The organism is Amycolatopsis sp. NPDC051102 (assembly GCF_040682815.1).
In the GTDB taxonomy this organism is placed as follows: Bacteria; Actinomycetota; Actinomycetes; order Mycobacteriales; family Pseudonocardiaceae; genus Amycolatopsis.
The window spans coordinates 937,664-955,310 of record NZ_JBFBBT010000001.1 but is presented as its reverse complement, the minus strand read 5'-3'; the positions used below and the strand labels follow the sequence as shown (position 1 = coordinate 955,310).

The following is a 17,647-nucleotide window of genomic DNA, read 5'->3' as shown; positions in this document are numbered from 1 at the left end:
CGGCTCCGACCTCCTAGAGCTCGTAGTCCTTCGGCGGGTTCAGGCCGCGGTCCACCGCCCGGCCCAGTGCTTCGACGGTGGGGTGCTCCAGCAGCAGGGCCAGCGCCCCGACCGTGGGGTTGTCGAACAGCGCCCGCGGCGGCAGCGCCGCACCGAAGTCGGCACGCAGGCGGGCGGTGACGCGCAGGCACAGCAGCGAATCGCCGCCCAGGGCGAAGAAGTCGTCGTCGACGCCGACCTGCTCGACCGCGAGCACCTCGGCCCAGATCCGGCTCAGCGTCCGTTCGGTGGCGGTGCGGGGCGCGAGGTAGGCGGCGGCGGCGGGCACCGGCGCGGGCGGCCGGGACGGGCGCTGCCGCGGCGGGGCGGCCGGCCGCGTGGGTTCCCGCAGCAGGTCCGCGAGTTCGTCGGCGAGCGCTTCGGCCGTGCCGGCGTCGAACAGCGCGGGATCGTAGCCGAGGGCGAGGGACAGGGATTCGCCGTCGCGCGCGCTGCCGTGGGCGACCAGCGCCAGCGGGTAGTTGGTGATCTCGACGGCGGCCAGGTCCGCCACGTGCAGCCCGCGTGCGGCCAGTGCGTCCCGGTCGAAGGGGTAGTTCTCGAACACGACGATGCTGTCGAAGAGGCCGGCCGCGGCGGGCAGCCCGCTCCAGCGGCGCAGGGCGGCGAGCGAGACGTGCCCGAACCGGCGTGCCTCGGCCTGGTCGGCCTGCAGGCGCCGGAACCAGCCGGGCCGGTCTTCCGCCTCGGCGACGGTCACGCGCACGGGCACGGTGTTGACGAACATGCCGACGATCGCGTCCACCCCGGGCAGCTCCGGCGGCCGTCCAGCGACGACGGCGCCGAAGCAGACGTCCTGGTCACCGCCGTGGCGGGCGAGCAGCCGCGCCCACGAGCCCTGCACGACGGCGTTGACGGTCAGCCGGTGCCGCCGGGCGAAGGCGGCCAGCCGTTGTGATTCCACAGCGGACAGTTCGCGCTCCACTGTGGACCGTGAGCGCGTCCGGTGGGCCCGGCCGGGTGAGCGGTCGTACGGCAGCCGGGTCGGGGTGAGTCCGGAAAGGACCTTCCGCCAGTGGGTTTCGGCCGCGGTCGCGTCCTGCCGGGCGAGCCACGCCAGGTGGTCGGAGAACGGGCGGCGCCGCTTGGCGGGCTGCCCGGAGAAGTGCGCGAGGACGTCGGTGAGCACCTCGAAGACGCTCCAGCCGTCCAGGATGACGTGGTGGAAGGTCCACAGCACCCGGATCCGCGCGCCGGCGAGCCGGATCAGCGTGACACGCATCAAGGGCGGCACGGCGGGGTCCAGCCCGGCCGCCCGGTCGGCGGCGAGCAGCGCGGTTTCGCTGCCCGGCCGGGATCGCCAGTCGTGCACGGTCACCGGCAGCGTCACGGCCCGGTGCACCACCTGGACCGGCTCGCGCACGCCGGTCCAGCGCACGGCGGTGCGCAGGGCGGGGATCTCGTCGACGGCCCGCCGCCAGGCGCGTTCCAGCGCCGCCGGGTCGTCGGCGCCGCTCAGGGTGAAGGAGAGCTGCTCGAGGTAGGTGCCCGGTTCCGACAGGCTGTGGAAGAGCATGCCGGCCTGCATCGGCGTGAGCGGGTAGACGTCTTCGACGTTGCGGCCGTCGCCGAGGAGCCGGTCGAGTTCGGCCTGGTCGGCGGCGGCGAGCGGGAAGTCCGACGGGGTGCCGCCACCGGCGGCGGGGTCGGCGCAGTGGGCGACGATCTCCGTCAACGCGGCGAGGACGCCGTCGGCGAGGCGGGTGACGGCAGGCTCGTCGTGCACGCCCGGGGAGTAGCTCCACTCGAACTCGAGCTCGCCCGCGGCGGTGACGGCCGCGGTGATGTCCAGCCGGGCGGTGCCGGTGCGGTGCGGGGCCCGGGTCAAGCCGATCGCCGAAGGGGGCGCGCGGAACAGCTCGCCGGTCTCCGGCCCGCCGTCGCCCAGATCGAACCGGCCGAGGTAGTTGAACGCCGCCACCGGCCGGGGCGCCGGTACCGGCGCGTCACCCAGGTACCGCAGCGCGCCGTACCCCAGGCCGCGGTCCGGCGCCGCGCGCAACGCCTCCTTCACCGCCTTGAGCACCGCGCCCCAGCCGCCTTCGGCCGGCACGTCGACCGCGCACGGGTACAGCGTCGTGAACCAGCCGACCGTCCGGGACAGGTCGATGTCGCCGAAGATCTCCTCGCGGCCGTGGCCTTCCAGCTCCAGCACCACCCGCTCGTGGCCGGTCCACTCCGCGAGCACCCGGGCGAGGGCGCTCACCAGCAGGTCGTCGATGCGGGTGCGGTAGGCGGCCGGGGTTTCGCGCAGCAACGCCGCGGTCTCCCCCGCCCCGAGCCGGACGGTCACCGCGCGAGGTGGCCGGGGCTCGCCGTCGGGTCGGGCACCGGCGCCTTCGGCCGCCCGGCGCCAGAACGCGAGCTGGCCGTCGAACGCGCCCGCGGCCGCGTGCCCGGCCAGCCGGCGCGCCCAATCGCCGAACGAGGTGGTCCGGGGCGGCAGTTCCACCGGCCGTCCCGCGCGCGCCGCCCGGTAGGCCGTGCGCAGGTCGGCGAGCAGGATCCGCCACGAGACGCCGTCCACGACCAGGTGGTGGGCCACCAGGAGCAGGCGCGTGCCGTCGAGCACCGCCGTGAACAACGCCCCGCCGTCCAGCTCGAAGAAGTCCATTGTGGACACCGGGTCGGTGCGGAAGCCGGGCACCGCGTCGGTGTACTCCTGCCGCCACTCGCCGCCGACATGCCGGAAGCGCAGCCGCAGCGCGTCGTGGTGGCGGACCAGCTCCTCGACCGCCGTGCGCAGCGCCTTGCGGTCGACGTCCGCGGCGAGCTCGGCCGACACCCACTGGCTGAAGTGGCCGCGCCGCTCGGTGATCGTCTCGAAGAACCAGTGCTGGATCGGCGACAGCGGCACCGGGCCGGCCGGCGGGGGCACCTCGCGCACTGCCGATTCCGCCCAGACCCCGGCCGCGGCCAGCGCCGCCGGGGTCTGCCGGAGGAAGACGTCCTTCGCGCTGAGGCGCAGCCCGAGCTGCCGGGCCCGCGCCACCACCTGGATGCCGAGGATCGAATCGCCGCCCAGCTCGAAGAAGTTGTCCGCCGCCCCGACGCGCTCGACGCCGAGGACTTCGGCCCACACCCGGGTGACCAGCTCCTCGGCGGGCCCGCGCGGTGCGGTGTGGGCGCGGGCGGCCCGCGTCCGCGGCGCGGGCAGCGCACGGCGGTCGACTTTGCCCTGCGGCGTCAGCGGGAACCGGTCGAGCAGCACCAGCGCGCCGGGGACGAGGTGTCCCGGCAGGCTCTTGGCGAGGAATTCGCGCAGCGCGCCCGGCTCGACCGGCCGCCGCGGCATGACGTACCCGGCCAGCCGCTTGTGGCCGGGAGTGTCCTCCCGGGCCAGCACGACGGCCTCGCCGACGTCCGGGTGCCGCCGCAGCGCCGCCTCGATCTCGCCCACCTCGATCCGGAAGCCGCGGATCTTGACCTGGTCGTCGGACCGGCCGAGGAAGTCCAGCACCCACTCGGGGCCGGCGCGCCAGCGCACGACGTCGCCGGTGCGGTACAGCCGGGTGCCGTGCCCGAACGGGTCGGCGACGAACCGGTCGGCCGTCAGGCCGGGCCGGTCCAGGTACCCGCGGGCCAGGCCGCTGCCGCCGACGTACAGCTCGCCGGGCACCCCGGCCGGCACCGGGTCGAGGTTGCGGTCCAGCACCAGGCAGGACGTCCCGGTGATCGGCCGCCCGATCGGCACCGGACGCCCGGCGTCGTGGTCGCGGACGCGGTGGCAGGTGGTGAACGTGGTGTTCTCGGTGGGCCCGTAGCCGTTGACCAGCTCCAGCCGCGGCCACCGCCGCAGGACCCGGGCGCACTGCTGCGGCGACAGGACGTCACCGCCGGACACCAGCCGCCGCAGCCCGGCGAACACGCCGGGGTCGGCCGCGGCCACCTCGTGGAACATCCCCGCGGTCAGCCACAGCGAGGTGACGCCCTCGGCGCGGGCGAAGGCGCCGAGGGCCTCGACCGACGGCACGTCGTCGGTGTCGACGGCCAGCCGGGCCCCGGACAGCAGCGCGCCCCAGATCTCCAGCGTCGAGGCGTCGAACGACAGCGGCGCGTACTGCGTCGCGACGTCGTCCGGGCCGAGCCGGGCGTACGGGTCGGCGCACAGCCGGGTCACCGAGCGGTGCTCGATCAGCACGCCCTTCGGCCGGCCCGACGAGCCGGAGGTGTAGAGCACGCAGGCCAGGTTCTCCGGCCGGGCCCGGCGTTCCGGGCAGTCACCGGACCGGCCGGCTTCCGCCTCGTCGTCCAGGACCAGCACCGGGGTTCCGCCGGGGACGCGGTCACGCACCGCCCGGGTCGTCAGGACGACCGTGGCGCCGGAATCCTCGAGCAGCAACGCCAATCGCTCGTCCGGGTAGCGCGGATCCAGCGGGACGTAGGCGGCTCCCGCCTTCAGGACGGCGAGCATTCCGGTGATCGCCTCGATGCCCCGTGGGACGCACAGGCCGATCCGGGTGTCCGGGCGGGCGCCGCGGGCGATCAGGCCGTGCGCGAGCCGGTTCGCGCGGGTGTCGAGCTCGCGGTAGGTCAGGGCCGCGCCGGCGCAGGTCACCGCGATCGCGTCCGGGCGCTCGCGGACGCGATCGGCGAAGACGTCGAGCACGGTGCGCCCGGGGCCGTCCGCGGTCGAGCGGCCCGCCTCGAGGAGCTCACGGCGTTGCGCCGGGGCCGGCCACGGCAGCCGGGACAGCGGCCGCCCCGGGTCGTCGGCGATGCCTTCGAGCAGGGCCAGGAGGTTCTCGGCCAGCCGCCGGATCGTGCCGGCGTCGAACAGCTCGGTGCTGTACTCGATGACGGTGCGCAGGCCGCCGTCCCGTGGCTCGAACTCCAGCGTGAGGTCGAACTGGGCCGACCGCCGGGGCAGGTCGAGCTCCTCGACCACCAGTCCGCCGAGCTCCGGGGTGGCCGACGGCGCGTTCTGCAGCACCACCATCACGTTCACCAGCGGCGACCGGCTCGCGTCGCGGTCCGGGGCGAGCAGTTCGACCAGGCGGCCGAACGGGACGTCGTCGTGGGCCATCGCGTCGAGCACCGTCGAGCGGACATCGGTGAGGAAGCCGGCGAAGGACGGGTCGCCGTCGAGCCGGGACCGGATCACGACCGTGTTGACGAAGAAGCCGACGAGCCCGGCCAGTTCGTCCCACGAGCGCCCGGCCGTGACCGTGCCGAGCGCGATGTCGCGCTGGCCGGTGTAGCGCGCGAAGAGCACCTGCGTCGCCGCGATCAGCGTCATGAACAGCGTGGCACCGCGCTCGCGGCCGAGGTCCGCCAGCCGGGCGGTGACGGCCGCGGGCACGGTGCACCGGTGTGTCGCCCCCGCCGTCCCGCGCACCGGCGGCCGGGGCCGGTCGGTGGGCAGTTCCAGGGCCGGGACCCCGGCCAGCTGCCGCTCCCAGTAGGCGATCCGGTCGTCCAGCTCGGGTCCGGCGAGCCGGTCGCGCTGCCAGGCGGCGAAGTCGGCGTAGCGCAAGGGCAACGGCGGCAGCTCGGCCACCGCGCCGCCCACGGCGGCGGAGTAGAGCCGGCCGAGCTCGTCCGCGAGCACCCCCATCGACCAGCCGTCGGTGACGATGTGGTGCAGCACCAGGACGAGCAGGTGGTGGTCGGCCCCCAGCTCGAACACCGTCGCGCGGAACACCGGGCCGCGGGCGAGGTCGAAGGGCCGCTGGACCTCGGCGAGCAGCTCCCGTTCGACGTCTTCGGGGGCCCGCACGTCCGGCCGGACGGCCACCGGCGGCCCGACGACCTGGACCCCGCGCCCCCGGACGGTGGGGAACGTCGTGCGCAGCGACTCGTGGCGCCCGGCCAGCGCGGTCAGCGCGCTCGCCAGCGCGCCGAGGGACAGCGGGCCGCGCAGCCGGAACCCGGCGCTGGTGTTGTACTCCGCGCCGCCGGGACTGAGCTGGTCGAGGAACCAGAGCCGCTGCTGACCCGACGACAGCGGCAACGCGGCCGCCGGCGCGGTGGGCGTCGGCGCGTGGCCGGTGTGCGCGGCGGGGATCGCGGCGGCGAGCCCGGCGACCGTGCGGTGCTCGAACACGGTCCGGGCGGGCAGCGCCGTGCCCAAGCGCCGGTTGAGCGTGCCGGCCACCCGCATCGCGAGGATCGAGTCGCCGCCCAGCTCGACGAAGTCGTCCTGGACGCCGACGTCCGGCAGGCCGAGCGCTTCGCGCCAGATCCCGGCGACGAGTTCCTCGGTGGCGTCCCGCGGCGCGGCGGCGCCCGGCCGGTGGTCCGGTTCGGGCAGCGCACCGCGGTCGACCTTCCCGACGGCGGTCAGCGGCAGCGCGTCCAGCTCGACGAACCGTGCGGGCACGAGGTGCTCCGGCACCCGGCCGCGCAGGAACGCCCGCAGCCGCGCGGGTGGCGGCGCCGGCGGGGTGACGGGGACGACGTAGGCGACCAGGTGGTCGTCGCGGCCGTCCCGCCGCGCGACGACGGCCGCCGCGGCCAGCTCGGGGTGCCCGGCCAGGACCGGCTCGGCTTCGGCGGGATCGACGCGGATGCCGCGGATCTTGACCTGGGCGTCGGCGCGGCCGAGGAAGTCGAGCAGCCCGTCGTCCCGCCGGCGCACGAGGTCACCGGTGCGGTACATCCGCGCCCCGGGCGGCCCGGCGGGATCGGCGACGAACGCGGCGGCGGTCGCCCCCGGCCGGCCGAGGTACCCGCGGGTGAGGCCGTCACCGGCGAGCCAGAGCTCCCCGGCGGCCGCCGGCCGCAGGGCGGCGTCCAGCACGTACGCCCGTGTCCCGCCGACGGGCCGCCCGACCAGGACGTGACCGTCCGGCACGGCCGGGCACACGAGACTGTCCACAGTGGTCTCGGTGGTGCCGTAGGCGTTGTGGACCGCGACCCCGGCGGCGGCGAGCGTCGCCCCGAGGTCGGGATCGACGGGCTCGCCCCCGGTGACGACGACCCGAGGCCGCGCGGGCCCGTCCAGCAGCCCGGCGAGCAGCAGCATCCGGAGGTAGGACGGGGTGGCGTCGAGAACGTCGACCCGGGCGTCGGCGAGCGCGGCGACGGCGGTCTGCGGATCGAGCCGGTCGAGCACGTGCAGTTCGTGGCCGGCCAGCATCCACAGCAGCGGAACCCAGGAGGCGTCGAAGGACAGGGCGGCGGTGTGGGCGACCCGGAGCCGCCGCCCGGCCGCGCGGGCGGCGGGGTCGAAGATCCGGGTGCGGTGGGAGTCGTAGAGGCGGACCAGGCCGCGGTGGGTGCCGAGCACGCCCCGGGGCCGGCCGGTCGAGCCGGAGGTGTAGAGGACGTAGGCGAGGTTGTCGGGCCGGATCCGCAGGCGAGGGGTGGCCGGGGCAGCGCCGCCGGGGGCTTCCGCCGCCCCGGGCGGACTTGCCCCCGGCCCACCGTCATCGCCTGCGCAGTGCGGTGAAGGCGTGGCGGCCACGAACACCGGCTCACACCCGTCCGGCAGCTCGGCCGCCAGTTCCGGCTGGGTCACCACGAGCCGGGCCCCCGCGTCGGCCAGCAGGGCCGCCCGGTGGCGCGGTGGGTGGGCCGGGTCGATCGGTACATACGCGGCCCCCGCTTCGAGCACCGCGAACACCGCCACCACCATGTCCGTGCTGCGCTCCACGAACAGCCCGGTCCGGCTCTCCGGCCCCGCACCCCGCGACACCAGGCGCGCCGCCAGTTCGCCCGTGCGGGCCGCCAGTTCCGCGTAGCTCAACCGGTTCGGTCCGCAGACCACCGCGGTCCCGGCGGGGTCGCGGGCGGCCCGCTCCGCGAGCAGCTCACCCACTGTTCCGGTCGTGGCAGTCATCCCCAGCTGTCCCCAGTGCTCGATGCGCGATGGCGGAACGGTTTCCCCGATTTCCCGGCGAGCGATCGTTGGATACTTTCAGCGGCCGACCGGCAGCGGCAAGCCGCCGAACGAGGGATCGGTCTGCTATTGCGCGTCACCACAAGGGAATTGATCGTCCACAACGGACAGACAAATCCGGCGGGCGGGCGATTACGCCGTTCGGCGCCGTCCGCCGCGCCGCGGGGCGTGTTAGCTTCGGGTGGGGGGAATTCGTCGAGGGAGGGTGCGTGGCAGGCCAGCAGCCCGTGGGCGCGGAACTCACTGCCGAAGGAATCCTGGCGGAACTGTCCGGTTTCTTCGCCACCGCGACGGCCGGGAACACGCCCGGTCCCGACGAAGACTACTTCGCGCTCGGGCTGGTGAACTCGCTGCTGGCGCTGGAACTGGTGGCGCACGTCGAACGCCGGTACGGGATCGCCGTCGACGTGGAAGACCTCGATCTCGACAATTTCCGGACCCTGAACCGGGTCACCGGATTCGTGCTGCGGAAACGATCGGCCGGGTTTCGGTGACCACAGTGGACTCCGCCGCGTTCGCGGATTCGGTGCGGCCGGACGCGGCGGACTGGGACGCGCGCGGCGCCGTTCCGGCGGAAGTCGTCAAAGCCGTGGCGCACGCCGGTTTCCTGGCCGCCGACCTGCCCGTTTCCGCCGGGGGTGCCGGCCGCACCCAGGCCGAGCTCGGTGAGCTGTGCGCCGATTTCGGTGGCGTGTGCAGCTCCCTGCGAGCCTTGGTCACCGTCCAGGGCATGGTCGCCGCGGCCGTTCTCCGCTGGGGCACCACCGGCCAGCGCGCGCACTGGCTGCCGGCGCTCGCGCGCGGGGACGTCCTGGCCGGGTTCGCCGCCACCGAACCGGGCGCCGGGAGCGACCTGTCCGCGGTGACCACGTCCGCCGTGCGCGAGGCCGGGCGGGTGCGCGTGCGCGGGCGCAAGCTGTGGGTCACCTTCGGGCAGGTCGCCGACGTCTTCCTGGTGCTCGCCGTGTGCGACGGCCGTCCCGTCACCGTGCTGGTCGAAGCCGGCCGGCCGGGCACGGCCGTCGAGCCGGTGCGGGGTCAGCTCGGGATGCGCGCGGCTCAGCTCGCCCACGTGCGGTTCGACGACGTCGACGTCCCGGCCGGAAACCTGCTCGCGCCGCCCGGGTTCGGGCTGTCCCACGTCGTGGCGACCGCCCTGGACCACGGGCGGTTCACCGTCGCCTGGGGCTGCGTCGGCCTGGCGGAAGCGTGCCTGCGCACCGCCGCCGGCCACGCCGCGGACCGCGTCCAGGGCGGCGTGCGGCTCGCCGGCCACCAAGCCGTGCGCGCCCTCCTCGGCCGCAGCCTCGCCGACGTCAGCGCCGCGCGGGAGCTGTGCGCCCGCGCGGCCACGCTTCGCGAAACCGGCGCACCGGAAGCCGTGGCCGGGACGGTGCTGGCCAAGTACGTGGCGGCCGGTGCGGCCGCCGCCGTCGCCGACCGGGCCGGGCAGGTCCTCGGCGCGGCCGGCTGCGCCGAAGACAGCCTGGTGGGCCGCTTCTTCCGCGACGCCAAGGTCATGCGGATCATCGAAGGCGCCGACGAGGTCGCCGAACAGCAGCTCGGCGGGTACGCGCTGCGGTGGCGGCCGTGAAGACGGTCAAGTGCCTGGTCTGGGACCTGGACGACACCCTCTGGGACGGCGTCGTGCTCGAGGGCGACCGGCCACGGCCCTTTCCGGCCGCGGTCGAAGCCCTGCACACGCTGGACCGCCGGGGCATCCTGCACGCCGTCGCCGGCCGGGGCGAGCCGGAACGCGCCACCGGGCACCTCGCCGAACACGGCCTGACCGATCTGTTCTGCGCGTTCGAAGTGGGCTGGGGCGAGAAGTCCGGCTCGATCCGGCGGATCGCCGCGGACCTGAACATCGGCCTGGACACCATCGCCTTCGCCGACAACGACCCGGCCGAGCGCGCCGAGGTCGCCGCCGCGCTGCCGATGGTGCGCTGCTACCCCGCCGAGCGCGTCGGCGAACTCGCGCAGCTGGCCGAGTTCCGGCCGGCACAGGTGACCGACGAGGCACGTCACCGCCGTCACCGGTACCTCGCCGAACGGGACCGCGTCGCGGCGGAACGCGCGTTCGCCGGCCCGCCGGCGGAGTTCCTCGCCTCGCTCGGGCTCACGATGACCGTGCGCGCCGCGACCGAGGCCGACTTCGCCCGCGCGCACGAACTCACCCTGCGCACCCACCAGCTCAACACCACGGGCCGCACCCTCGACGCCGGGCAGCTGCGCGAACTGTGCGCGGCCCGGGACCACGAAGTGCTCGTCGCGGACGTCGCCGACCGGTTCGGCGCGCACGGCACCGTCGGGCTCGCCGTGCTGCGCGAAGCCGGTTCCGACGTCGTCCTGGAGCTGCTGCTGACCTCGTGCCGGGTGCTCAACCGGGGCATCGGGACCGTCCTGCTCGGCCACCTCGTGCGGGACGTCCTCGCGCGCGGACGGCGTCCGGTCGCGCAGTTCGTCCCGACGGACGCCAACCGGATCATGCTGGTGACGCTGCGGTTCGCCGGGTTCGAACCGGGTACCGGGGCCGAGCTCGTCTTCGACCCGCGGCGGCCGCCGCCGGCACCGCCCGGGCACGTCCGGATCGTCGACGGGAGAAGCCGGTGAAGATCGGGGTGGTGGGCGCGGGCGTGATGGGCACCGGGGTCGCCCAGTGTTTCGCCGCGGCCGGGCACGACGTCGTCGTCGCCGACCGCGACCCGGGCGCGCTGACCCGCGGCCCGGACCGGGTCCGCGCCGGCCTGCGGATGGCCGCGCTGCTCGGCGGCGCCCGCCCGCCCGCCGGGGTCCCGGACCGGATCCGCTGGACCGCCCGGCTCGACGACCTCGGCGGCAGCGAGTTCGTCGTGGAGTGCGCCGCGGAACGGCTGCCGGTGAAGGAAAGCCTGTTCGCCGAGCTGGACCGCCTGTGTCCCGCCGGGACGGTCCTGGCGTCGTGCACGTCGGCGGTCCCGATCGGCCGGCTCGCCGCCGTGACGGCCCGCGCGGACCGGATCATCGGCACGCACTTCATGAACCCGGCCCCGCTGAAGGACACGGTGGAGGTGGTCCGCGCGGCGGCGACCGGCGACGAGACCGTCCGCACCACGACGGACCTGCTGACGGCCATCGGCAAACGGGCGATCGTGGTCGCCGACGGCCCGGGCTTCGTCGCCAACCGGGTCCTGATGGCGACGATCAACGAGGCGATCGCGACGGTCGGCGACGGCATCGCGGACGCGGCCACGGTCGACGAGGTCTTCGAGAACTGCTTCGGCCACGCGATGGGCCCGCTGCGCACGGCCGACCTCATCGGCCTCGACGTCATCCTGGACACGCTGGTGGTGCTGCTGGAGTGCACCGGAAACCCGATGTACCGCCCGTGCCCGCTGCTGGCCGAGCTCGTCGGCACCGGCAGACTGGGCCGCAAGACGGGCCAGGGCCTGCACAGCTACCCGGCGGGCTAGATCGGCAGCAGCTCCAACCTCTCGGCCGCCGGACCCGCCACCCTGTCGCGAGCCCGGACACCCCGCATCAGCGCCGAGCTCATCCCCTCGCCACTGGACACAAGCCACCGCCGGCGCGGCCAACCACCCGCGTCGACAACCGCGGCCTAGATCGGCAGCAGCTCCAACCTCTCGGCCGCCAACGCCGTCGATCCCTCGCGCAGGTCTTCGTCCAGCTTGCGGAACAGCGTCTCGGCCTGGATGGCCGGCCAGTCGCGCGGCAGGTGCTCGGCCGGCAGGTGCGGGTCGCGGCGGACCACGTGCAGCCAGTCCGAGTGGAGCACCAGCTGGCGGGTCAGGTCGTCCGGGAAGGACGGCTTCCCGGCGTCCCACTTCTCCAGGAAGTCGTGGTAGCGCGAGGCGATCGTCGCCGTGTCGAACGCCTTGCCGACCAGTGAGGCCGCTTCCGTCGGCTTCGCCGGCTGGGCCGTGAACACCGTGACGTGCCCGTCCAGCCCCAGCTGCTCGACGATCGCCGTGACGTCACGGACGCCCGGGGCGACCCACAACCCGTTCTGCAGCAGGCCGAATCCCGCCCACGTCAGCTGACGGCGGAGGTCGTGGCGGTCGCCGCGGCGGGTGTCCGGGAGGGAAAAGCCGACCAGTGTCCAGCCGCTGTCCGGTGACCGGTTGACCGCGCCCGTTTCCCAGATGCGCCGGCGGCCGTCCTCCAGGACCGCCGCGAGGCGGTCGCTCAGGCCGAAGTAGACCTTGCGCCCGTGGCGGTGCCGCGTCAGCAATCCCGTGCCCGCCATGCGGGTCAGCGTCGAACGGACCGCCTCCTCCGAGACGCCGACCCCGGCGAACACGTCGATCACGCTGCCCGAATAGATCGCCGCCGGACGGCCGAGCAGGTGGATGCCCAGGAAGGTGAGCATGACGGACTTCGGGCGGGGCCCGGAGCCGGTTTCGTCGAGGTGCGCCACGAGCGTCAGCGTAACCCGCGGCCGCACCCACTTGATGTTGTGCAGAATATTGACGGCCGTCATGGCTCTGACTAACGTTGGGCCCCGTTCTCCCGTCGTCCGCCCCGGACGAACCTGTTCCCCGCCGCACCGCCCCCATCGACGAGGGTGAGCCCCATGAGCAGTCAGCTGCGCAGAGCGGTCGCGTCCAGCTTCCTCGGCAGCATGATCGAGTACTACGACTTCCTCCTCTACGCCACGGCCAGCGCGGTGGTCTTCGGCAAGGTCTTCTTCGCCGACCTCGATCCGGCGCTGGCCACGGTGGCCAGCTTCGGCACGTTCACCACCGGTTACCTCGCCCGCCCGCTCGGCGGCCTGCTCTTCGGCCACTTCGGCGACCGGCTGGGCCGCAAGCGGATGCTCGTGCTGACCATGACCCTGATGGGCGTGTCGAGCTTCCTCATCGGCCTGCTCCCCGGCTACGACCAGATCGGCCCGGTCGCACCGCTGGGCCTGGTCCTGCTCCGGGTCGTCCAGGGCATCTCCGTCGGCGGCGAGTGGGGCGGCGCCGTGCTGATGTCCGCCGAGCACGCGCGGTCGCGCCGCGGCCTGTGGGCCGGCTTCACCAACGCCGGTGCGCCGAGCGGCATGGTCGTCTCGACGCTCGTCATGTCCGGCACCGCCGCGCTGACCTCCGAGGCGGACTTCCTCGCCTGGGGCTGGCGGATCCCGTTCCTGCTCAGCATCGTGCTGCTCGCGATCGGGCTCTTCGTGCGCTCCCGCGTCGAGGAGACGCCCGCGTTCCTGGCTGCCCGCAAGGAAGAACGCCGCCGGCTCCCGGTCGTCGCCGTCCTGCGGGACCACCCGCGGGTGCTGCTGCTCGGGGTCGGCGTCGGCCTCGCCGCGTTCGTCGTCCAGGCCACCCTCACCACGTTCGTGCTCGCCTACGGCGTCCAGCACGGACATCCGCGGCAGGAGGTGCTGAACGCGCTCACGCTGTCGTCGGCCTGCGCGGTGGCGGGCATCCTGCTGTGGTCCGCGTTGTCGGACCGGATCGGCCGCCGCCCGGTCGTCCTGGCGGGTGTGGTCGCCATGGCGGCGTTCGGGTTCGCGCTCTTCCCGATGGTCCGCGACGGGAGCGGCCTGCTGCTCGTGCTCGCGCTGGTGATCGGCCAGGGCGTCATCCACCCGATGATGTACGGCCCGCTGGCCGCCCTGTACTCGGAGCTGTTCGCCACCGAAAACCGGTACACCGGCGCGTCGCTGGGTTACCAGCTCGCCGGGCTCGGCGCCGGATTCGCCCCGCTGATCTTCGCCGAGCTCCAGCGCGCCAACGGCCCGTCGACGACCCCCGTGTCGTGGACCATCGCCGCGTTCTGCCTGCTGTCCGCGGTCTGCGTCCTGGCGCTGCGGGAAACCCACCGCCGCGAGCTCACCCCGGAAGCGACCGCGCCCACGCCCGTCCGAACGGAAGGAAACCGAGCATGAGCAGGTGGCTCCGCCGCGCCGGCGCGCTCTTCGCAGCGACGCTCACCGCGTTCGGCCTCACCACCGCGGGCCCGGCGCACGCCGCCGCCCCCGCGCACTACACCGGGCAGCTGCCCGACGGCGCGAGCTGGGTCGCCGACGTGCCCTCCGCCTGGAACGGGACCGTCATCCTCTACAGCCACGGCTTCGGCCCGCTCGTGGCGCAGAACGCCCCGGACGCCGCGACCGGGCAAGCGCTGCTCGACGGCGGCTACGCGCTGGTCGGCTCGTCCTACAGCGGCCCGTCGTGGTGGGCGCTCAGCTCCGCCGTGCGAGACCAGTTCGCCTCGCTCGGCGAACTCGCGCGGCGGATCGGCGAGCCGCGCCGCACCATCGCGTGGGGCACGTCGATGGGCGGGCTGGTCAGCGCGCTCGAGGCCGAGTCCGGCGCGCGCCGGCTCGACGGCGTGCTGACGACGTGCGGCCTGGTCGCCGGCGCGCTGAACCTGAACGACTACCAGCTCGACGGCGAGTACGCGCTGTCCCGCCTGCTCGCGCCCACGCAGCCGGTGAAGTTCGTCCGGTACGCGAGCGCCGACGAGGCGTCCGCGGCGGGCGCGTCGCTGACGAAGATCGTCGCCGACGCCCAGGGCACCGCGGCCGGCCGGGCCCGGACCGCTCTCGGGGCCGCGCTGATGAACACAGCCACCTGGCTGACCGGTGCCACGCCGCCCGGCCCCACCGACTACGCGGGCCAGGAACAGCAACAGCAGCTGGCGCTGACGCAGTTCGTGCTCGGGTTCGTCCTGTCCGGCCGCTACCAGATCGAGCTCGCCGCCGGCGGGAACAGCGCGGCCAACGCGGGAACCGACTACCGCGCGCTGCTGTCGGGCAGCCCGCTGGCCCGGCAGGTCCGGGCGTTGTACCGCCAGGCCGGTCTCGACCTCGACGCCGACCTCGCCGACCTCACCCGCCACGCGGACATCACGGCCGACCCCGGCGCCATCGCCACGCTCGCCCGCACCTCGACGGTCACCGGGCGGCTGCGCGTTCCCGAACTCGACATCCACACGACCGCGGATCACCTCGTCCCGGTGGAGCAGGAGAACTGGTACGCCCACCGGGTCCGCGCCGCGGGCCGGGAATCCCTGCTGCGCCAGGCGTACGTCGACGCGGCCGGGCACTGCGCGTTCCAGCCGCCGGAAACCCTGGCCGCCCTGCACGCCCTCGAAGCCCGCATCGGCACCGGCCACTGGCCCGACCTGCGGCCCGAGCGGCTCAACGCGGCCGCGGCCGCCCTCGGCGCCCCCGGGCGCTACCTGCGGTACACCCCGGCGCCGCTGACCGGCGCGCACCGCTGACCGCGCGGCCGCGGTGCCCGCCACGGGCACCGCGGCCCGCTTGCGTTTCGGTAAACCATCCCTTGCCGACTTGGCATTTGAAGTCATCCGGGGGCGCCCCTAGCGTGGCCGGCATGAACCTCACGATCCTCGCGGCGTCCGGCCGGACCGGACTCGCGCTGACGCGGAAAGCGTTGCAGCGCGGGCACATCGTGACCGCGATCGCCCGCGACCCCGGGCGCATCGACGTTCCCGCCGCGGCCGGGCTGCACAAGGTGGCGGGCGACGTCGAAGACCCCGCGAGCCTCGCGGCCGTCATCGGGCCGGGCTCGGTGGTCCTGTCCGGGCTCGGCACGGACCGGGCGGGCGTGCTGCTGGCCGGCGCCGAGGCGGTCGTCGCGGCCGGCCCCCAGCGGATCATCTGGCTCGGGGCCTACGGGACGGGCCCGTCCGCGAGCACCGCTTCCGAGGTGCTCGCGAAGGTGCTGGGCGACCGCCTCGGCGACAAGGTCGAAGCGGACGGCACGATCCTCGCGGCCGGCGGCACGGTGTTCCACGCCGGAATGCTCGCCGACGGCCCGGAAAGCCCGGCCCGCCGCACGGTCGCCCTCGAAGCGGCGCCCCCCTTCGACCTCACGACGACGATCAGCCGCGACACCGTGGCGGCGGCGATGCTCGACGAAGCCGAGACGCCCCGGTTCACGGGCGCCGTGGCCGTGCCGCTGGCCGGTTGACCCGGCGCCGGCCAGCCAGGCGGCGGTGACCGCAACCGAAACTGCAACGCCACCACCGATGCACCACCGCCGGCCCGGCTAGGCGGCAGTCACCTCGTCCAGGGCCACGCGTACCTGGTCGCGCAGCCAGGCGTGGGCGGGGTCCGAGTCGTAGCGCTGGTGCCAGGTGCAGGAGATCTCCGCCGCCGGGGATGCGGCCGGCAGCGGGCGGGTGATCAGGCCGAACGCGTCGACCAGCGGGCGGCCGAGGATCTCCGTGCAGCTGACCAGCACGTCACTGCGGGCCGCCAGCTGCAAGGCGGTGGCGACCGTCGCCACCGCCGCGACCACCCGGCGGCGCAGGCCCTCGGCGGCGAGCACGTCGTCGATCGGCGCCGTGAGCCGGCCGCGGCGGGAGACCAGCACGTGCGGTGCCGCAGCGTACGACCGCAGGTCGAGGCCGGTGGCGCAGGGGTGACCCGGGCGCATGGCCACGACCAGCTCATCGTGCCCGAGCACCGCCGACCGGAACTCGGGCAGGTGCGGCCGGGCCCCGCCGAGCTCCAGGTCGACGCGGCCGTGCCGCAGGTCGTCGGTGTCGGCGGAGTGCTCCGCCAGCACCCGCAGCCGCGCTCCCGGCGCCTGGTCCTGGAGCCGGCCGACCAGCACCGGGACCACCGACGCGGCGAGCGCGTCGTGGCACTGGATCGTGAAGGTGCGGTCCAGTTCGCCGAGGTCGAGCTCGCGGGCCGGGCGGAGCACCTCGCGGGCCTGGCGCACCAGCTGGTGCACGTCCTCGCGGACCGAACGGGCGTACGGCGTCGGGACCATCGTGTGCCCGGTGCGGACCAGGATGTCGTCGCCGGTCACCGCGCGCAGCCGGCCCAGGGTGCGGCTGACCGCGGGTGAGGACAGGTGCAGCCGCTCGGCCGCGCCCATCACGCTGCCCTCCTCCAGGAGGGCGTCGAGCACGGTGAGCAAGTTCAAGTCGAGTTGCACGAACGCAAGACAACCACAGGAGGAACCATGAGCCAGGACCTGCTCACCGCCACGACCACCGCCGTCCGCGAGGCCGGTACGCGGATGCTGACGCGCTACTCCCCCGACTCCCGGCAGCCGGGCCTGCCGGCGGTGCTGGACAGCCTGCACGCCAACGACTCGGCCGTCGCCGAGGTGCTGCGGCCCGCGCTGGCCGCGATCCGGCCGCAGGCGCGCTGGCTCGACGACGAGCACGGGTCGGGCCCGCTGCCGGCGGGCGAGTGGTGGCTGATCGACCCGGTCGGCGGCAACGTCAACGCCGTGCACGGGACGCCGGACTGGAACATCGGCGTAAGCCTCGTCCGCGACGGGCGTCCGGTGCTCGCGGTGCTCTACTTCCCCGTGCCGGACGAGATGTTCACCGCACTCGAAGGCGGCGGGGCGTTCCTCAACGGCGACCGGATGCGGGTGTCGGCCAAGACGTCGCTGGCCGGTGCGCTGACGGGCACCGGCCAGGCCCAGCCGGGCCACGACGCCGAGCTGCTGGAGCGGATGGGCACGTCGTTCACGGCCATGTCGAAGGCCGCGCTGCACGTGCGGATCTCGGTCCCGGTGAGCCAGCAGCTCGCCCAGGTCGCCGCGGGCCGGCTGGACCTGCACTGGCAGTTCGACAACGTCCGGTCGCACGCGGCGGGCGTGCTGCTGGTCCGGGAGGCGGGCGGCGTGGTGACCGGGCTCGGCGGCGAGCCGTGGGACCCTGCCGTCGAGAGCTACCTCGCCGCCGCCCCCGGGGTGCACGCGGCCGCCCTGGACGTCCTCGCCGCCCTCACCCCGCGCGTACCGAGCTGAC

General features: G+C 74.8%; 11 protein-coding genes. 8 read left to right on the top strand and 3 right to left on the bottom strand.

Annotation, left to right across the window (positions count from 1 at the left end; all coding sequences use genetic code 11):
* Positions 1-13: 13 nt before the first annotated feature.
* Positions 14-7,843 carry an amino acid adenylation domain-containing protein gene (locus AB0M93_RS03900; RefSeq protein ID WP_364268091.1) on the bottom strand — a complete coding sequence of 2,610 codons (7,830 nt, stop codon included), beginning with the start codon at positions 7,841-7,843 and terminating at the stop codon, positions 14-16.
* Positions 7,844-8,112: 269 nt separating this feature from the next.
* Here AB0M93_RS03900 and AB0M93_RS03895 point away from each other — a divergent pair, with 269 nt between their 5' ends.
* Genes AB0M93_RS03895 through AB0M93_RS03880 form a run of 4 tightly spaced genes read left to right on the top strand, consistent with a single transcriptional unit; the run spans position 8,113 to position 11,355 of the window.
* Positions 8,113-8,397 (top strand): acyl carrier protein, encoded by a 285-nt coding sequence (locus tag AB0M93_RS03895; RefSeq protein ID WP_364268089.1) that lies wholly within the window; start codon positions 8,113-8,115, stop codon positions 8,395-8,397.
* Entirely contained in the window at positions 8,394-9,497 is a 1,104-nt protein-coding gene (locus tag AB0M93_RS03890) for an acyl-CoA dehydrogenase family protein (RefSeq protein WP_364268087.1), read from the top strand. The genes AB0M93_RS03895 and AB0M93_RS03890 overlap by 4 nt, the downstream gene beginning before the upstream one ends.
* Entirely contained in the window at positions 9,494-10,516 is a 1,023-nt protein-coding gene (locus AB0M93_RS03885) for an HAD-IIIC family phosphatase (RefSeq protein ID WP_364268085.1), read from the top strand. Before AB0M93_RS03890 ends, AB0M93_RS03885 begins: the two co-directional genes overlap by 4 nt.
* Positions 10,513-11,355: a 3-hydroxyacyl-CoA dehydrogenase family protein gene (locus tag AB0M93_RS03880; protein ID WP_364268083.1), complete on the top strand. Its 843-nt coding sequence runs from the start codon at positions 10,513-10,515 to the stop codon at positions 11,353-11,355. Before AB0M93_RS03885 ends, AB0M93_RS03880 begins: the two co-directional genes overlap by 4 nt.
* Positions 11,356-11,501: 146 nt before the next feature.
* On the opposite strand, the gene AB0M93_RS03875 is transcribed toward AB0M93_RS03880, so the two are convergent.
* On the bottom strand, positions 11,502-12,383 hold the full coding sequence (locus AB0M93_RS03875; protein WP_364268082.1) for a PaaX family transcriptional regulator C-terminal domain-containing protein: 882 nt from the start codon (positions 12,381-12,383) through the stop codon (positions 11,502-11,504).
* A gap of 93 nt (positions 12,384-12,476) precedes the next feature.
* On the opposite strand from AB0M93_RS03875, the gene AB0M93_RS03870 reads away from it, so the two are divergent.
* From AB0M93_RS03870 to AB0M93_RS03860, 3 genes are all read left to right on the top strand, one after another.
* Positions 12,477-13,787, top strand: a complete 1,311-nt coding sequence (locus AB0M93_RS03870) for an MFS transporter (protein WP_364268080.1) — start codon at positions 12,477-12,479, stop codon at positions 13,785-13,787.
* A complete protein-coding gene (locus AB0M93_RS03865; protein ID WP_364268078.1) occupies positions 13,784-15,127 on the top strand; it encodes an alpha/beta hydrolase in 1,344 nt (447 codons plus the stop codon). The genes AB0M93_RS03870 and AB0M93_RS03865 overlap by 4 nt, the downstream gene beginning before the upstream one ends.
* 113 nt (positions 15,128-15,240) lie before the next feature.
* Positions 15,241-15,840, top strand: a complete 600-nt coding sequence (locus AB0M93_RS03860) for an NAD(P)H-binding protein (protein WP_364268076.1) — start codon at positions 15,241-15,243, stop codon at positions 15,838-15,840.
* A 78-nt stretch (positions 15,841-15,918) separates the two neighbouring features.
* Here AB0M93_RS03860 and AB0M93_RS03855 read toward each other — a convergent pair whose 3' ends face one another.
* Positions 15,919-16,818, bottom strand: a complete 900-nt coding sequence (locus tag AB0M93_RS03855; protein WP_364268074.1) for a LysR family transcriptional regulator — start codon at positions 16,816-16,818, stop codon at positions 15,919-15,921.
* A gap of 27 nt (positions 16,819-16,845) precedes the next feature.
* Between AB0M93_RS03855 and AB0M93_RS03850 the strand changes: the two genes are divergently transcribed.
* On the top strand, positions 16,846-17,646 hold the full coding sequence (locus tag AB0M93_RS03850) for an inositol monophosphatase (RefSeq protein WP_364268072.1): 801 nt from the start codon (positions 16,846-16,848) through the stop codon (positions 17,644-17,646).
* Position 17,647 lies beyond the last annotated feature (1 nt).